The organism is Pseudomonas sp. LBUM1645 (assembly GCF_059716185.1).
This window is the reverse complement of record NZ_CP166811.1, coordinates 2,020,851-2,034,177: the sequence shown is the minus strand read 5'-3', so window position 1 is coordinate 2,034,177 and position 13,327 is coordinate 2,020,851. Positions and strand designations below refer to the sequence as shown.

13 protein-coding genes are annotated in these 13,327 nt (G+C 60.0%); 7 read left to right on the top strand and 6 right to left on the bottom strand.

Going from position 1 to position 13,327, the window contains the following annotated elements:
• The first annotated feature begins 9 nt into the window (after positions 1 to 9).
• Both ACA079_RS08950 and ACA079_RS08945 read left to right on the top strand, forming a co-directional pair.
• Entirely contained in the window at positions 10 to 804 is a 795-nt protein-coding gene (locus tag ACA079_RS08950) for a DUF4349 domain-containing protein (RefSeq protein ID WP_497703256.1), read from the top strand.
• 153 nt (positions 805 to 957) lie between these two features.
• Positions 958 to 1,359, top strand: a complete 402-nt coding sequence (locus tag ACA079_RS08945) for a hypothetical protein (protein ID WP_497703255.1) — start codon at positions 958 to 960, stop codon at positions 1,357 to 1,359.
• An 80-nt stretch (positions 1,360 to 1,439) separates the two neighbouring features.
• On the opposite strand, the gene ACA079_RS08940 is transcribed toward ACA079_RS08945, so the two are convergent.
• Positions 1,440 to 2,534 carry a DUF1615 domain-containing protein gene (locus tag ACA079_RS08940; RefSeq protein ID WP_497703254.1) on the bottom strand — a complete coding sequence of 365 codons (1,095 nt, stop codon included), beginning with the start codon at positions 2,532 to 2,534 and terminating at the stop codon, positions 1,440 to 1,442.
• A gap of 180 nt (positions 2,535 to 2,714) precedes the next feature.
• On the opposite strand from ACA079_RS08940, the gene ACA079_RS08935 reads away from it, so the two are divergent.
• A complete protein-coding gene (locus ACA079_RS08935; protein ID WP_497703253.1) occupies positions 2,715 to 4,244 on the top strand; it encodes an FAD-dependent oxidoreductase in 1,530 nt (509 codons plus the stop codon).
• Between the two features lie 89 nt (positions 4,245 to 4,333).
• Here the strand turns inward: ACA079_RS08935 and hemB are convergent, their stop codons facing one another.
• Positions 4,334 to 5,308, bottom strand: coding sequence for a porphobilinogen synthase (gene hemB, locus ACA079_RS08930; RefSeq protein WP_497703252.1), 975 nt, complete (start codon positions 5,306 to 5,308; stop codon positions 4,334 to 4,336).
• Between the two features lie 189 nt (positions 5,309 to 5,497).
• Between hemB and ACA079_RS08925 the strand changes: the two genes are divergently transcribed.
• Positions 5,498 to 6,118, top strand: a complete 621-nt coding sequence (locus ACA079_RS08925; protein WP_497703251.1) for a LysE family translocator — start codon at positions 5,498 to 5,500, stop codon at positions 6,116 to 6,118.
• A 16-nt stretch (positions 6,119 to 6,134) separates the two neighbouring features.
• On the opposite strand, the gene ACA079_RS08920 is transcribed toward ACA079_RS08925, so the two are convergent.
• Positions 6,135 to 6,977, bottom strand: a complete 843-nt coding sequence (locus ACA079_RS08920) for a PhzF family phenazine biosynthesis protein (protein WP_497703250.1) — start codon at positions 6,975 to 6,977, stop codon at positions 6,135 to 6,137.
• An 18-nt stretch (positions 6,978 to 6,995) separates the two neighbouring features.
• The gene (locus tag ACA079_RS08915) at positions 6,996 to 7,709 is read right to left on the bottom strand and encodes a glutathione binding-like protein (protein ID WP_497703249.1); all 714 of its coding nucleotides are present in this window, start codon (positions 7,707 to 7,709) and stop codon (positions 6,996 to 6,998) included.
• A 373-nt stretch (positions 7,710 to 8,082) separates the two neighbouring features.
• Between ACA079_RS08915 and ACA079_RS08910 the strand changes: the two genes are divergently transcribed.
• Positions 8,083 to 8,757 (top strand): histidine phosphatase family protein, encoded by a 675-nt coding sequence (locus ACA079_RS08910; RefSeq protein ID WP_497703248.1) that lies wholly within the window; start codon positions 8,083 to 8,085, stop codon positions 8,755 to 8,757.
• A gap of 155 nt (positions 8,758 to 8,912) precedes the next feature.
• Here ACA079_RS08910 and mnmH read toward each other — a convergent pair whose 3' ends face one another.
• Complete coding sequence (mnmH, locus tag ACA079_RS08905; protein WP_497703247.1) at positions 8,913 to 10,016, bottom strand: tRNA 2-selenouridine(34) synthase MnmH; 1,104 nt, start codon at positions 10,014 to 10,016, stop codon at positions 8,913 to 8,915.
• Positions 10,016 to 11,050, bottom strand: coding sequence for a selenide, water dikinase SelD (gene selD / locus ACA079_RS08900; protein ID WP_033057379.1), 1,035 nt, complete (start codon positions 11,048 to 11,050; stop codon positions 10,016 to 10,018). Before selD ends, mnmH begins: the two co-directional genes overlap by 1 nt.
• A gap of 242 nt (positions 11,051 to 11,292) precedes the next feature.
• On the opposite strand from selD, the gene ACA079_RS08895 reads away from it, so the two are divergent.
• A complete protein-coding gene (locus ACA079_RS08895; protein ID WP_497703246.1) occupies positions 11,293 to 12,249 on the top strand; it encodes a nucleoside-specific channel-forming protein Tsx in 957 nt (318 codons plus the stop codon).
• 24 nt (positions 12,250 to 12,273) lie between these two features.
• Entirely contained in the window at positions 12,274 to 13,296 is a 1,023-nt protein-coding gene (locus tag ACA079_RS08890; RefSeq protein ID WP_497703245.1) for a purine-nucleoside phosphorylase, read from the top strand.
• Positions 13,297 to 13,327 lie beyond the last annotated feature (31 nt).

Below are 13,327 nucleotides of genomic sequence, written 5' to 3'. Positions count from 1 at the left end.
GGAAAGAACATGCGCCAACAGGATGGCGGTCTCGCCCCGTTTCTTCGTATCTATGGGTTTCTTCTGGCAGGCCTGGCCTTGAGTGGCTGCTCGCCGAGCGAACACTCGTCATCGGCCAGTTTAGCCGGTGAACAAGGGCGCGGTGGCGCCATGCTCGCCTATGAGCACGAACTGCAACTGTTGCTGCCCCAGGCGCAAATCGGGCCGCGCTTGCAGGCCACACGTGAGGCCTGCGAAACCGCACGCTTCGGGGCCTGTAACGTTCTGCGTATCGAGCAAGGCGCCGGCCGCGCCGAGATCACTTTGCGCATTGCCCCTGCTGGCGTCGAACCGCTGGTCACGATGGCGGCCGAGGGTGGGGAACTGGGTCAACGAATCACCAGTGCCGAAGACCTGGCCGATGCCGTGGACGACACTCGTCGGCGCCAAGAGCGGCTCAAGGCTCAGCAGCAACGTCTGGATGAGTTGGCGACCCGCAAAGACATCAGCGTCACGGACCTGATTACCTTGAGCAAAGAGCAGGCCGGGATCGAAAACGACCTGCAAGCCCTGGCCCAGATCGCCGCCGGACACCAGCGCCGTCTGGACACCAATCGGGTCACGCTGTCGTTCCTGCCGACCGGCGCCAGCAGTCGCTCGTCGCACCTGAGCCAAGCGTTCAGCAATTTGCTGGACAACCTGGCCGATGGCGCCGCCGATGCGCTGGAAAAAGTCAGCTATGCGCTGCCCTTCCTGATTCTGGCCTTCCCGCTGTTCATGCTGTGGGTCTGGCTGTGGCGCAAGTTTGTCCGCCGTCGCACGTGAGTCGTTGAACTGAAACATCACGCTCGCGTGGGGTGCGTCGTGCTTCCTATCATTGCCGTCGATGTTCACCATCACGGCAATGAAGTTCTCATAAAAAATCCGCGGCGTAACATCAGCTCCAGACCAAACAACTACACCCCGGAGCACACCATCATGAAACGCCAAACTATCCTCAGCATCGCTTTCTCGGTTTTTGCAGTTAACGCTTTCGCCGCTACCTCTGCTCACCCGGTTGTCGCTGAAGGCGGCTCGGATCGACTGATTGAAAGTCGTGTGGCTGAGGGTGGTTCGGATCGTCTGATCGAAAACCGCGTTGCCGAAGGTGGCTCGGATCGTCTGATCGAAAACCGCGTTGCTGAAGGTGGTTCCGATCGTCTGATCGAAAACCGCGTCGCTGAAGGTGGCTCGGATCGTCTGATCGAAAACCGCGTTGCCGAAGGTGGCTCGGATCGTCTGATCGAAAACCGTGTGGCTGAAGGTGGTTCGGATCGTCTGATCGAAAACCGCGTCGCTGAAGGTGGCTCGGATCGTCTGATCGAAAGCCGCGCCGCATAAATGAATGGTTTTACCGCGGGACTCAATGAAAAACCCGGCCTTATCAGCCGGGTTTTTTTACGCCTGTTTTTTGCGCTCGGTCACTTGCCGGCCCGTGCCATGCAACGCTGATAACGCTCATCGACCCGCTTGGCAAACCACGCGGTGGTGAGTTTGCGGGTGATTTTCGGGCTTTGCAGCGCAATCCCTGGCAACACCGCGCGCGGTAATGGCCGACCTTCCGCCTCTTCGGCCAGGGCGAAAACCCGTGCATAGAGTTGGGTGTCCTCGAATTCGAAGTTTTTGCCCTCCTCCAATTGGTCCCGAATGGTCGGATTGCGCATGCCCAGTTGCTTGCCGAGGGTGCGCACCGCCAATTCCGTGGTGCCGGGCATGATCGAATCGTAGCGAACCAAGTCACCATCCAGCGCCAGCGGTATGCCCGACGCGCGACTCACCGCGTTCTGAAACGCAGCATTGCGACTGGCGTACCAACCGGCATTGAAATCGGCAAAGCGATACAGCGGTTGTTTGTAGCTCACCGGATAGCCGAGCAAGTGGGCGATACCAAAGTACAGGCCGCCGCGACGACTGAACACTTCATGACGGATCGAGCCTTCCACCGGGTACGGATACGCCTTTGCCTGTTGCTCGGCGAAATCGATGCTGACCTGCATCGGCCCACCGGTGTGCACCGGGTTGAACCCACCGAACAGCGTCCGGCCCATGGGCACCATGCCGATGAAGTCATCGAAGATCGCGCTGAGCTCTTTTTCGCTGCGCGCCGCATTGAGACGGTCGCTGTAGCTTTTGCCGTTGGATGAACTCACCTGCAGCGCACCGCTCACCAGCAGGCCGGGAATGTGGGCTTTGTCGGCACGGCGGTCGATCTCCTCGCGGGCGATTTTGCCCAGGCCCGGTACCGGCGGGTCCACCTGAAAGGTCGATTCCTGCTCGGTGACCGCCAGTACCGAGCACAGGTTTTGGGTGGATGGATAGATGTTCTGGGCAGCAAATGCTGCGTAAATATCGGTAGCCCAGCCCTGGCGATCGGTGGTTTTGGCCGGCAGCAGGCGCACGATCTCGGCCTTGACCTCGGCAGGCTTGCGCGCAGGGAGTTCCTGCGTGCGCTGAGTACCGCAACCGGCCAGCACCAGCAGCGCGGCGACGCTCATCATCAATCGATTGGCTTGCATGTTGCTCCATCAAATCCGTTGAGCCGGGTTAACCATACGATCAATGGCATGGCGCAGCTATGACTCTCGCCGCCCCCCACTGTTCCCCGTAGCAGCGCGGACCTTTTTCCGTTTGGCAGACAACCTGCCCGTCTGTCGCGGCTGAACCATACTTCAGCCACACACCGAGGAGGACCGCTCATGAACCGTAGCGACGTACTGATCATCGGCGCCGGCCCGACCGGGCTGGTGTTGGCGCTGTGGCTGAGCAAGCTTGGCGTAAAAGTGCGCATCATCGACAAGACCTCGGCACCCGGAACCACATCGCGGGCGCTGGCCGTCCAGGCGCGGACGCTGGAGCTGTATCGCCAGCTCGACCTCAGCAATGCGGTGGTGCAGAACGGCCATCGTGTAGCCGCCGCCAATTTCTGGGTCAAGGGCGAACCCGTGGCCCGCTTGCCGCTGAGCCGCATCGGCGAAGGCCTGACGCCCTATGCGTTCCTCGAAATCTTTCCTCAGGACGAACACGAACGGCTGCTGATAGACCGCCTCGAAACCTTTGGCATCAAGGTGGAGCGCAACACGGCGCTGGAGAGTTTCCTGGAAACCGGTGACGGTATCACCGCCTATCTGCGCTTGGCCGATGGTCAGGAGGAAACCTGCCAGGCTTGCTATCTGGCGGGTTGTGACGGTGCCCGGTCGATCGTGCGCAAGACCCTGGACACCGGATTTCCCGGCGGCACCTACCAGCAGATTTTCTACGTCGCCGACGTGCAAGCCAGCGGGCCGACGTTCAACGGCGAACTGCATGTGGATCTCGATGAAGCAGATTTTCTCGCGGTGTTTCCCTTGGCCGGCGAAGGCCGCGCCCGCCTGATCGGCACCGTACGCGACGAACGCGCCGACCAGGTCGACACCCTGCAATTTGAAGACGTCAGCAGCCGGGCCATCGAGCATATGAAAGTAAAGATCGAGCAACTGAACTGGTTCTCGACCTACCGCGTGCATCATCGGGTGGCGGACCATTTTCGCACCGGGCGCGCGTTTCTATTGGGCGACGCCGCCCACGTCCACAGCCCCGCCGGTGGCCAGGGCATGAACACCGGCATTGGCGATGCCATCAACCTCGCCTGGAAACTCGCGGCGGTGTTGAGCGGCGGCGCTGAGGCCAAACTCCTCGACACTTACGAAACCGAGCGAATCGCGTTTGCTCGCAGACTGGTCGCCACCACCGATCGCGTGTTCAGTTTCGTCACGGCCGAAGGGCGCATGGCCGATTTATTGCGCACGCGTTTGGCGCCGTTCGTGCTTCCGAAAATGGCATCGTTTGAGGCGTCGCGCGAATTCCTGTTTCGCACGGTGTCGCAGATCACCCTGAATTATCGTGGGATGCCGTTGAGCACGGGCGTTGCCGGTCATGTTCACGGTGGCGACCGCCTGCCCTGGGCTCACGACGGTGAGGGGGACAATTTCGAATCGCTAAAGTGTCTGACCTGGCAGGTGCATGTGTATGGCGACACCAGCGACGAAATGATCGCCTGGTGCCACGAACATCATTTGCCGCTCCATGTTTTTGACTGGCGGCCGGCGTTTGAAGCGGCTGGCCTGGGGCGTAACGGGTTTTACCTGTTGCGGCCAGATACGTATGTGGCGATTGCCGACAACTCTGCCGATCCCAAGGTGATCGAGCGGTACTTTCGGGATCACGGGATCAGGCCCTACTTCGGCTGAGGATCAAAAGATCGCAGCCTGCGGCAGCTCCTACAGGTGTACTCAATTTCCTGTAGGAGCTGCCGCAGGCTGCGATCTTCTGATCTTGATCAGATCCCGGCCAGCGCCAGGTCCATCGCGAAGTAAGTGAAGATCAAATCCGCCCCTGCCCGCTTGATCGCGCCAAGGCTCTCACGCACCACGCGATCTTCATCGATCGCACCAGCCTGGGCGGCGAATTTGATCATCGCGTACTCGCCACTCACCTGATACGCCGACAGCGGCAAACGCGAGGCTTCACGGATGTCGCGGATGATGTCCAGGTACGCGCCGGCCGGTTTGACCATCAGCGCGTCGGCGCCTTCCTGCTCGTCCATCAGTGATTCGCGCACAGCTTCGCGGCGGTTCATCGGATTCATCTGGTAGCTTTTGCGGTCGCCTTTCAATGCGCTGCCGCCGGCTTCACGGAACGGACCGTAGAGTGCCGAGGCGAATTTGGTGGAGTAGGCCATGATCGCGGTCTGGGTGAAACCGGCTTCGTCCAGCGCCCGGCGAATCGCCTGGACCTGGCCGTCCATGGCCGCCGACGGCGCGATCACGTCAGCACCGGCACGAGCGGCGGCCACCGCTTGTTTGCCGAGGTTGATCAGGGTCTGGTCATTGTCGACTTCGTGGTTATGCAGCACGCCGCAATGACCGTGGTCGGTGTACTCACAGAAGCAGGTGTCGGACATCACGATCATGTCCGGCACCGCATCCTTGGCGATGCGCGACATGCGCGACACCAGACCGTTGTCGCTCCAGGTATCGCTGCCGTTGCCGTCCAAATGGTGCGACACGCCGAACGTCATCACCGACTTGATCCCGGCCCGGGCATAACGCTCGATCTCACCTGCCAGTTTCGACTCTGGAATACGCATCACGCCGGGCATGCTTTTGATCGGTACGAAGTCGTCGATCTCTTCCTCGACGAAAATCGGCAGCACCAGATCGTTCAAGCTGAACTCGGTTTCCTGGAACAGGCTGCGCAGGCTCGCATTGCGGCGCAGACGGCGTGGACGTGCTTCGGGGAACTGACTGGACATGAGGGGTTCCTGAAAAACGGAGGACGAGACGAAAGTCGTAGGGGGCCAAAGCTTATTCCCTCAACGGTCAGGGGCACAAACATCGATTGTGGAAGACTTTGTTACGGGCCCGGCAATAATCCGACCTCATTGCGCCAGCTAAAGACAACGTTCAGGATTGAGCAAAACCAACACAGGGAGTGACGCAGCATGTTTGATATCCAAAACTACGGCAGCTTCATTGCCGCGATTCTGATCTTCCAGTTAATGCCAGGGCCGGGCACCTTCGCCATTCTCAATGCCACCGCCCGCAATGGCCTGGGCGCAGGGTTCGGCGCCGTGGGTGGCACGCTGCTGGGGGATGCGACGTACATGATTGCGGCGGCCATCGGTCTGGCGGCCGTGATGCAAGCCAATCCCCTGCTGTTCCAGATGCTGCAGTGGTTCGGCGCTGCGTACTTGTGCTGGATCGGCGTGCAATTGCTGCGCGCGCCAGCGACTAGGGACTCGGCGGGGCTGGAGCCGAAACGGTCGGCCCGGGTCTACTTTCGCACTGCCCTGGCGGTGAGCCTGACCAACCCCAAAGTCATCCTGTTTTTTGTGGCGTTTTTTCCCCTGTTCATTCACCCCGATGCCTCCAGCCTGACCCTGGTCGCGATGATGCTGCATGTGTCGTTCATCAGCGCGCTGTATCAGGGTTTGCTGGTTCTGCTGGGCAATGCCGCAACCCGTCGTTTGAAAGCCATCCCCATGGCGCGAAAAATCGCGTCCCGCGTCGCCGGTATGGCGCTGGTCGGGTTCGGGATCAAACTGGCGGCGAGTAACCGTTAGGCCGCGACGCTCAGCGCTACAGATTCAAGGTTCCGCTGATGCAGGTCACCACCGCGCCGCCGATCCAGATCTCGTCGCCCACTTGCTCGACCTGAATGCGTCCGGCGCGGCCCATGGTCAGGCCCTGGCTGACCATATAGGACGCCGGCGCCAGTCCTTCGCTGAGCAACCATTGGGCAATCCCGGCGTTCAGGCTGCCGGTGGCGGGGTCTTCCGGCATGCCGTCGCCGGAGATGAACGCCCGCACTTCGAACTGTGCGTCATCACCATCGCGCTCGGGGTGCCATGGCGCGATGACACCGACGGCCAGGCCAAGCATTTGCGAATGATCCGGTTGCAGGTCCAGCACCTGCTGGCGATCCTCGACCATCACGGCCAGCCATCCGGCACCGTTGTCGACCCACTGGGTGCGCACAATCGCCCCCGATTCCAGCCCGAGCCCCCGCCGTACCCGCTCCACCACATCCGCCGCCACGGGCCCGGTTTTGAGCAATGGCGGTGCGAGAAAGGCCAGCTCTGCCCCTTGTCGACGAACCCGCACCAGCCCCACGCCGCACTCTTGAATGATCTCTTCGCCCTTGGGCACGCCACCGGCCTCCAGCCAGGCATGGCAGGTGCCCAGTGTCGGATGACCGGCGAACGGCAATTCGTTCAGGGTGGTGAAGATCCGCACGCGATAATCGGCGCGAGGATCGCGCGGTTCGAGTATGAATGTGGTTTCGCTGAGGTTGGTCCAGCTGGCGAACGCCGCCATGCGCTCATCGCTGAGCTCATCGGCGCCGAACACCACCGCCAACGGATTGCCCTTGAGCGCAACACGGCTGAAGACATCTACTTGCTTGAAATCGAATGAATGCATGGCCTGCCTTGGTCTTGATCAAGTCGAAGCGTTTTGCTTGGGAATTTCCAGCCCGCGCATCACCGCCGGCCGCGCCAGGAAGCGCTCCAGCACTCGCGTGACGTTCGTGAATTCCTCGATGCCCACCAGCTCGCCGGCCTCATAGAAGCCAATCAGGTTGCGCACCCAGGGGAAGGTCGCGATGTCCGCGATGGTGTAGCGCTCGCCCATGATCCAGTCGCGCCCTTCCAGGCGGTTGTTGAGCACACTCAGCAGGCGTTTACTTTCATCGACGTAGCGGTCGCGGGGACGTTTGTCCTCGTAGTCCTTGCCGGCGAATTTGTTGAAAAAACCGAGCTGGCCGAACATCGGCCCGATGCCGCCCATCTGAAACATCAGCCACTGAATGGTCTCGTATCGCGCCGCCGATTCCTGGGCCAGCAGTTGCCCGCTCTTGTCGGCCAGGTAGATCAGAATCGCCCCGGACTCGAACAGTGCCAGGGGCTGGTCCCCCGGACCGTGGGGGTCGAGGATTGCCGGGATCTTGTTGTTGGGGTTCAGTGAAAGAAATTCGGGGGACATCTGATCATTGGTGTCGAAGCCCACACGATGCGGTTCGTAGGGCAGTCCGATCTCTTCGAGCATGATCGACACCTTGACGCCGTTGGGTGTCGGCAAGGAGTAAAGCTGGATCCACTCAGGGTATTGAGCCGGCCATTTTTGGGTAATCGGGAACGCGGACAGATCGGTCATGGGAAGGATCCACGAGGAAATTGAGAGTGACGATCATAATGTAGGAGCTGCCGAAGGCTGCGATCTTTTGCCTTTATCAATATTACTGATGAGCAAGATCAAAAGATCGCAGCCTTCGGCAGCTCCTACACGTGTAACGTGTCCATAAATCCGCAACATCCTGTCGATAACCTGTACTCCAACCCGTTAAAGGTTACCGGTACATTGCTGCGCTCTTCGCCGGAATCGAACCAAACGGGCTTCAGAGGACTCTGAGCACTGCCTCCTTTGAAAACGGACCGGCTTAACGACATGGAAAACACCCCGACGCAGGAAATTCGCGGTGTAAAGGTTTGTCAGCCTTAACGAAATGCGCTGAAGAACCCTTAATTCAATGATGAACCCTCTGAAATTCGCCAACCGCTTCAAACATCGCGTTTATTTACTGCTGCCCGTCTTGCTGGCAGCCAGCGCGTTGTTTCTGGCGCTGGAATCCCGCGAAAGCCGCGCCCAACCGGCGGACGGCACCCAGACGCTGGTATTCCTGCGCCACGCGGAAAAACCCGAAGGCGGCCTCGGCCAGCTCAACTGCCAGGGGCTGAACCGTGCCATCGACCTGGCCACCTTGCTGCCGGAAAAATTCGGCAAGGCCAACTACGTGTTTGCCGCCAACCCGACGCGCAATGTCGAGGAAGGCGAACTGGACAATTCCTACAGCTACATCCGTCCCCTGATGACCATCAGCCCCAGCGCGATCAAGCTCGGTTTGCCGGTGAACATCAATTTCTCGGCCAACGACACCAGCGACCTGGCCGATGAATTGCTCCACGACAAGTATCACAACTCGGTCATCTACACCGCGTGGTCCTCCGGCTACCTGCCGGAGTTGATCAACAAAGTCGCTGGAGAAGCCGTCGGCAAGAAACAGAACATCACCGATGACTGGGAATCCAACGACTACGACTCGCTGTACGTGCTCACCCTGACCTGGCACAACGGCAAGGCCAGTGTGCAGAGCCACGCCTACAAGCAAGGTCTGGATAATGGGCGGGAGACCTGTCCGACGTAAGTGTCGGCGGTGCTTTAAGTTTTATAGCGTCTGCAAGGGCCTCATCGCGAGCAAGCTCGCTCCCACATTTGATCTTTGTCGTACACAAATATTGTGTCCACTGAAAATCTAATGTGGGAGCGAGCTTGCTCGCGATGGGGCCGGCAAAAACAACATCACCCCCGCTGACTGCCACGCTCACGTAGATACTCCAGAACCGCAGCCCGCTCCCCGGCGAATTCAACGCGAGCCCCTTTCTTCTCCCGCTGAAACGCATACATCGGGTCGTAATACTCGCGAAGCAACCCTTCGATCCAGCCCCGGTGCAGGTCCACTGCCCCGCTGCTCGCCTGCTCCGCCAGGGCGTCTTCCATCAGAATCAATATCCGCCGATGGCGCTCACCGCCCAGACGTTTCTGCACATTGTTCAGGCTTTCCAGCAAACGCTCGGAAAACAGCGCGAAGCCTTCATCGCCATGCACGCCGATGAACTCGGCACACAAGTCCACCACGTAATCGCGCAGGATCCGTTCGACCCGCCCTTCCAGGCTGTCTTCCAGCCAGACCATCGGAAACTGCTGCATGCCCTGATACAGCGGCAACGGCAGCGCACAACTGCCAATCGCACGGCTCTCGTCTTCCAGCACAAACTGCTCGATGCCGTGGGCGCGCTTCTTCAGCACGTCCACCGCCAGGCGGTTTTCAAAATCGATGTTGGAAGGTTGGCCGGTCGCGCGTTTACCGAAACTGGAGCCGCGGTGATGGGCGTGACCTTCAAGGTCCAGGCCGTTACGCAACTGCGTGAGCACTTCGGTCTTGCCAGTGCCGGTCATGCCGCCCAGCAAGACGAAATCACACTGGGCAACCGCTTGATCGACGGTGTCGAGCAAAAAGCTGCGCATCGCCTTGTAGCCGCCACCCACTCGCGGATAGTCGATGCCCGCCTCGTCCTTGAGCCATTGCTGGACGATCTGCGAACGCATTCCACCGCGAAAACAATACACATACCCCTCAGGATGAGCCCGGGCAAAATCGGCCCAGGCCCGAATGCGCTCGGCTTTTATCTCACCGGACACCAACTGATGCCCCAGCGTAATGGCAGCTTGCTGGCCGTGTTGCTTGTAACAAGTGCCGACCCGTTGCCGCTCATGGTCATTCATCAGCGGCAGGTTGATCACGCCGGGGAATGAGCCTTTGAGAAATTCGACCGGCGCGCGGGCATCCATCATCGGTCGGTCGTTGAGGAAGATGTCGCGGTAATCGGTGAATTCGATGGACATCAAAACACCTCGACCGCGTTTGTCTGTCGCTCGATCAGTTCACCAATCGGCTCGAGGGTCAGGCCCAGCTCGGCGGCTACTTTGAGGAAGTGTTCGTTACCTTCGGGGGTGACCGCAACCAGCAGGCCACCGCTGGTCTGCGGATCGCAGAGCACGCGTTTGTGCATTTCCTGAAGACGCCCCAGCTTGCTGGCGTAGCTGTCGAAGTTGCGCAGCGTCCCGCCCGGCACGCAGCCTTGGTCGAGGTAATACTCGACACCCGGCAGACGCGGCACGCGGTCGTACTCGATGCGAGCGGTCACGTTGCTGCCGTCCGCCATTTCTACCAAATGCCCCAGCAAACCAAAACCGGTGACGTCGGTCATCGCGGTGACGCACTCGAGTTTGCCGAAACGGCTGCCGGGTTTGTTCAGGGTGCACATCCAGTCGCGGGCCAGGCCGATGTCGGCGTGGCGCAATTTGCCCTTCTTCTCGGCGGTGGTGAGGATGCCGATGCCCAGCGGTTTGGTGAGGTAGAGCAGGCAACCGGCGGTGGCGGTGTCGTTGCGCTTCATGTGGCGCTTTTCCACCAGACCGGTCACGGCAAGGCCGAAAATCGGCTCCGGCGCGTCGATGGAGTGCCCACCGGCCAACGGTATCCCCGCTTCATCGCAGACCGAACGCCCGCCTCGAATCACTTCCCGGGCAATCTCCGGCGCCAGTACGTTGACCGGCCAGCCAAGGATCGCAATCGCCATCAACGGATCACCGCCCATGGCGTAGATGTCGCTGATGGCATTGGTGGCGGCGATGCGGCCGAAATCGAACGGGTCGTCGACGATCGGCATGAAAAAGTCGGTGGTCGACACCACGCCGCGTTCTTCATCGATGGCGTACACCGCCGCGTCATCGCGCGAGGCGTTGCCAACCCAGAGTTTCGGATCAAGGTTCTGCGCCCCGCTGCCGGCCAGAATCACCTCCAGCACCTGGGGAGAAATCTTGCAGCCACACCCTGCGCCGTGGCTGTACTGGGTCAGACGAATCGGTTCGCTCATGGGGGGCACGCCTCGTGAAGTCAGTGCCAAGGAGTCTACATCAACGTCGTCTCCCCCGAGGTCCCACGAATCGTTGACCGAAAGGACAGTTAAACCACCAATTCCCCAACCTTTTCCATACCTTGAGCAAAACTGGTATGCCTTGTGCAAACGTTTGCGAGTCGCTGATACAAGCGTTTTCGCTACATAACCGCGCAAGCCCGCAGAACCGGGCCTTCGATCCGCACGAAAAGGGACTTTTAATGCACCGCACGTCCAGCCGCGTGACTTGCACGCGCACTTTTGCTGTTTCCTTGCTGCTGGCCAGCGTTACAGGACTACTCAGCAGCACCATTTTGGCGCAACCCGCTCCCGCCGAAGAATCCGCCCAGGGTGAAACTCTCAGCCCTGAAGCCAGCCCACCGAAAAAAGGCGTGTACCTCTCGGACTGGTTCAACCAGGACCTGACCGTCATCGGCAGCAAAGACATCAGTTTCGGCCCGCAACCGGCCGACGATATCTACCTGGAATACGAGTACTTCGGGCGCAAGGGGCCGTTCGAGTTGTACGGCTACATCGACATTCCGAAGATCTTCGACATCGGCAACAGCCATGACAAAGGCGTGTGGGACCACGGCTCGCCGGTGTTCATGGAGCACGAACCGCGGATTTCCATCGATTACCTCGCCGGACGCAGCCTGGCCATCGGGCCGTTCAAGGAATGGTACGTGGCCTTCGACTGGATCTATGACCACGGCAGTAACAGCGCTAACCGCGCCAATACGCTGTACAGCGGTTTGGGCACCGACATCGACACCCATTCGCGGGTCAACCTGTCGGCCAACTTCTACGGCCGCTACCAGTGGGAAAACTACGGTGCCAGCAACGAGTATTCGTGGGACGGCTATCGCGCCCAGCTCAAATACATCGTGCCGATCAGCAGCTTCAGCAACGGCGCGTCACTGACCTACATCGGGTTTACCAACTTCGACTTCGGCTCGGATTTGCACAAGGACAACCCGGCTCGCACGGCCAACGCCACCGTCGCCACCAACGTGTTGCTGTACTCGTTCACCCACTTGCGTTTCACCCTGGTCGGCCGTTATTTCCACAACGGCGGCAACTGGGAGGATGGCAGCGAATTGAATTTTGGCGACGGTAACTTCCGCGCCCGTTCCGACGGTTGGGGTTATTACGCCGGCGTCGGTTATCAGTTTTAAGTCTTGTTTGAATCAGGAGGTTTTATGCATGCAATGACGCGTCTTTCCCTGGCCTGTGCCGCCCTGCTCTCCTCAACGGCCTGGGCGACTGAAGCGCCGATCCAGCCGAAAGTGATGCTGATCACCATGTTCGCCCCCGAGGCGCAAAACTGGATTGATCGCCTGGAACTCAAGCAGGAAGTGCGGGTGCCGGGGCTGTCCGCCGAGTACCCGACCGTTCGCTGCAATAGTCAGCAGGTGTGCCTGATGGTCACCGGCATGGGCCAGACCAACGCCGCGGCGTCGACCCTGGCCCTGGCGTTGTCGTCGAAATTCGACCTGCGTAAAAGCTATTTCCTGATCGCCGGGATTGCCGGCATCAGCCCGAAACACGGGACCATCGGCACCACCGCGTGGGCGCATTATCTGGTGGAGTTTGGCACTCAGTGGGAGATCGATTCCCGGGACGCGCCGAAAGACTGGCCGACCGGTTATATCGGCATCAACACCAAAGGCCCGAACGAAAAACCGCCGCTGGATTACAAGACCGAAGTCTTCGAACTAAACCCGAAGTTGCAGGCCAAGGCCTTTGCCCTCAGCCACAAAGTCGAGCTGAGCGAGAGCAAGGAGTCGGCCGCATGGCGCATGAAGTATCCGTCGGCACCGGCCAATCAGCCGCCGGTGGTAACGCAGTGCGACACGCTGGCGGGCAATACCTGGTTTTCCGGGACGCGGTTGAGTGAGCGCGCCGAGGTCTGGACCAAACTGCTGACCGATAACAAAGGTGAGTACTGCACGACGCAGCAGGAAGACAACTCCACTTATGAAGCGCTGCTGCGGGCGAGTCGAGAAGGGTTGGTGGATGTGCAGCGTTTGGCGGTGGTGCGTGCGGGTTCCGATTTTGACCGGCCGGCGCCGGGCCAGAGTGAGGTGGATAACCTGCTCAAGTATGCGGATCAAGGTGGGTTTGTGCCGGCGCTGGAGAATCTGTACCGGACGGGGAATCCGTTGGTGCAGGAGATTTTGAAGAACTGGTCGGCGTGGGAGAACGGCGTTCCCGAGGCGTAAAGCAAAATCAAAAGATCGCAGCCTGCGGCAG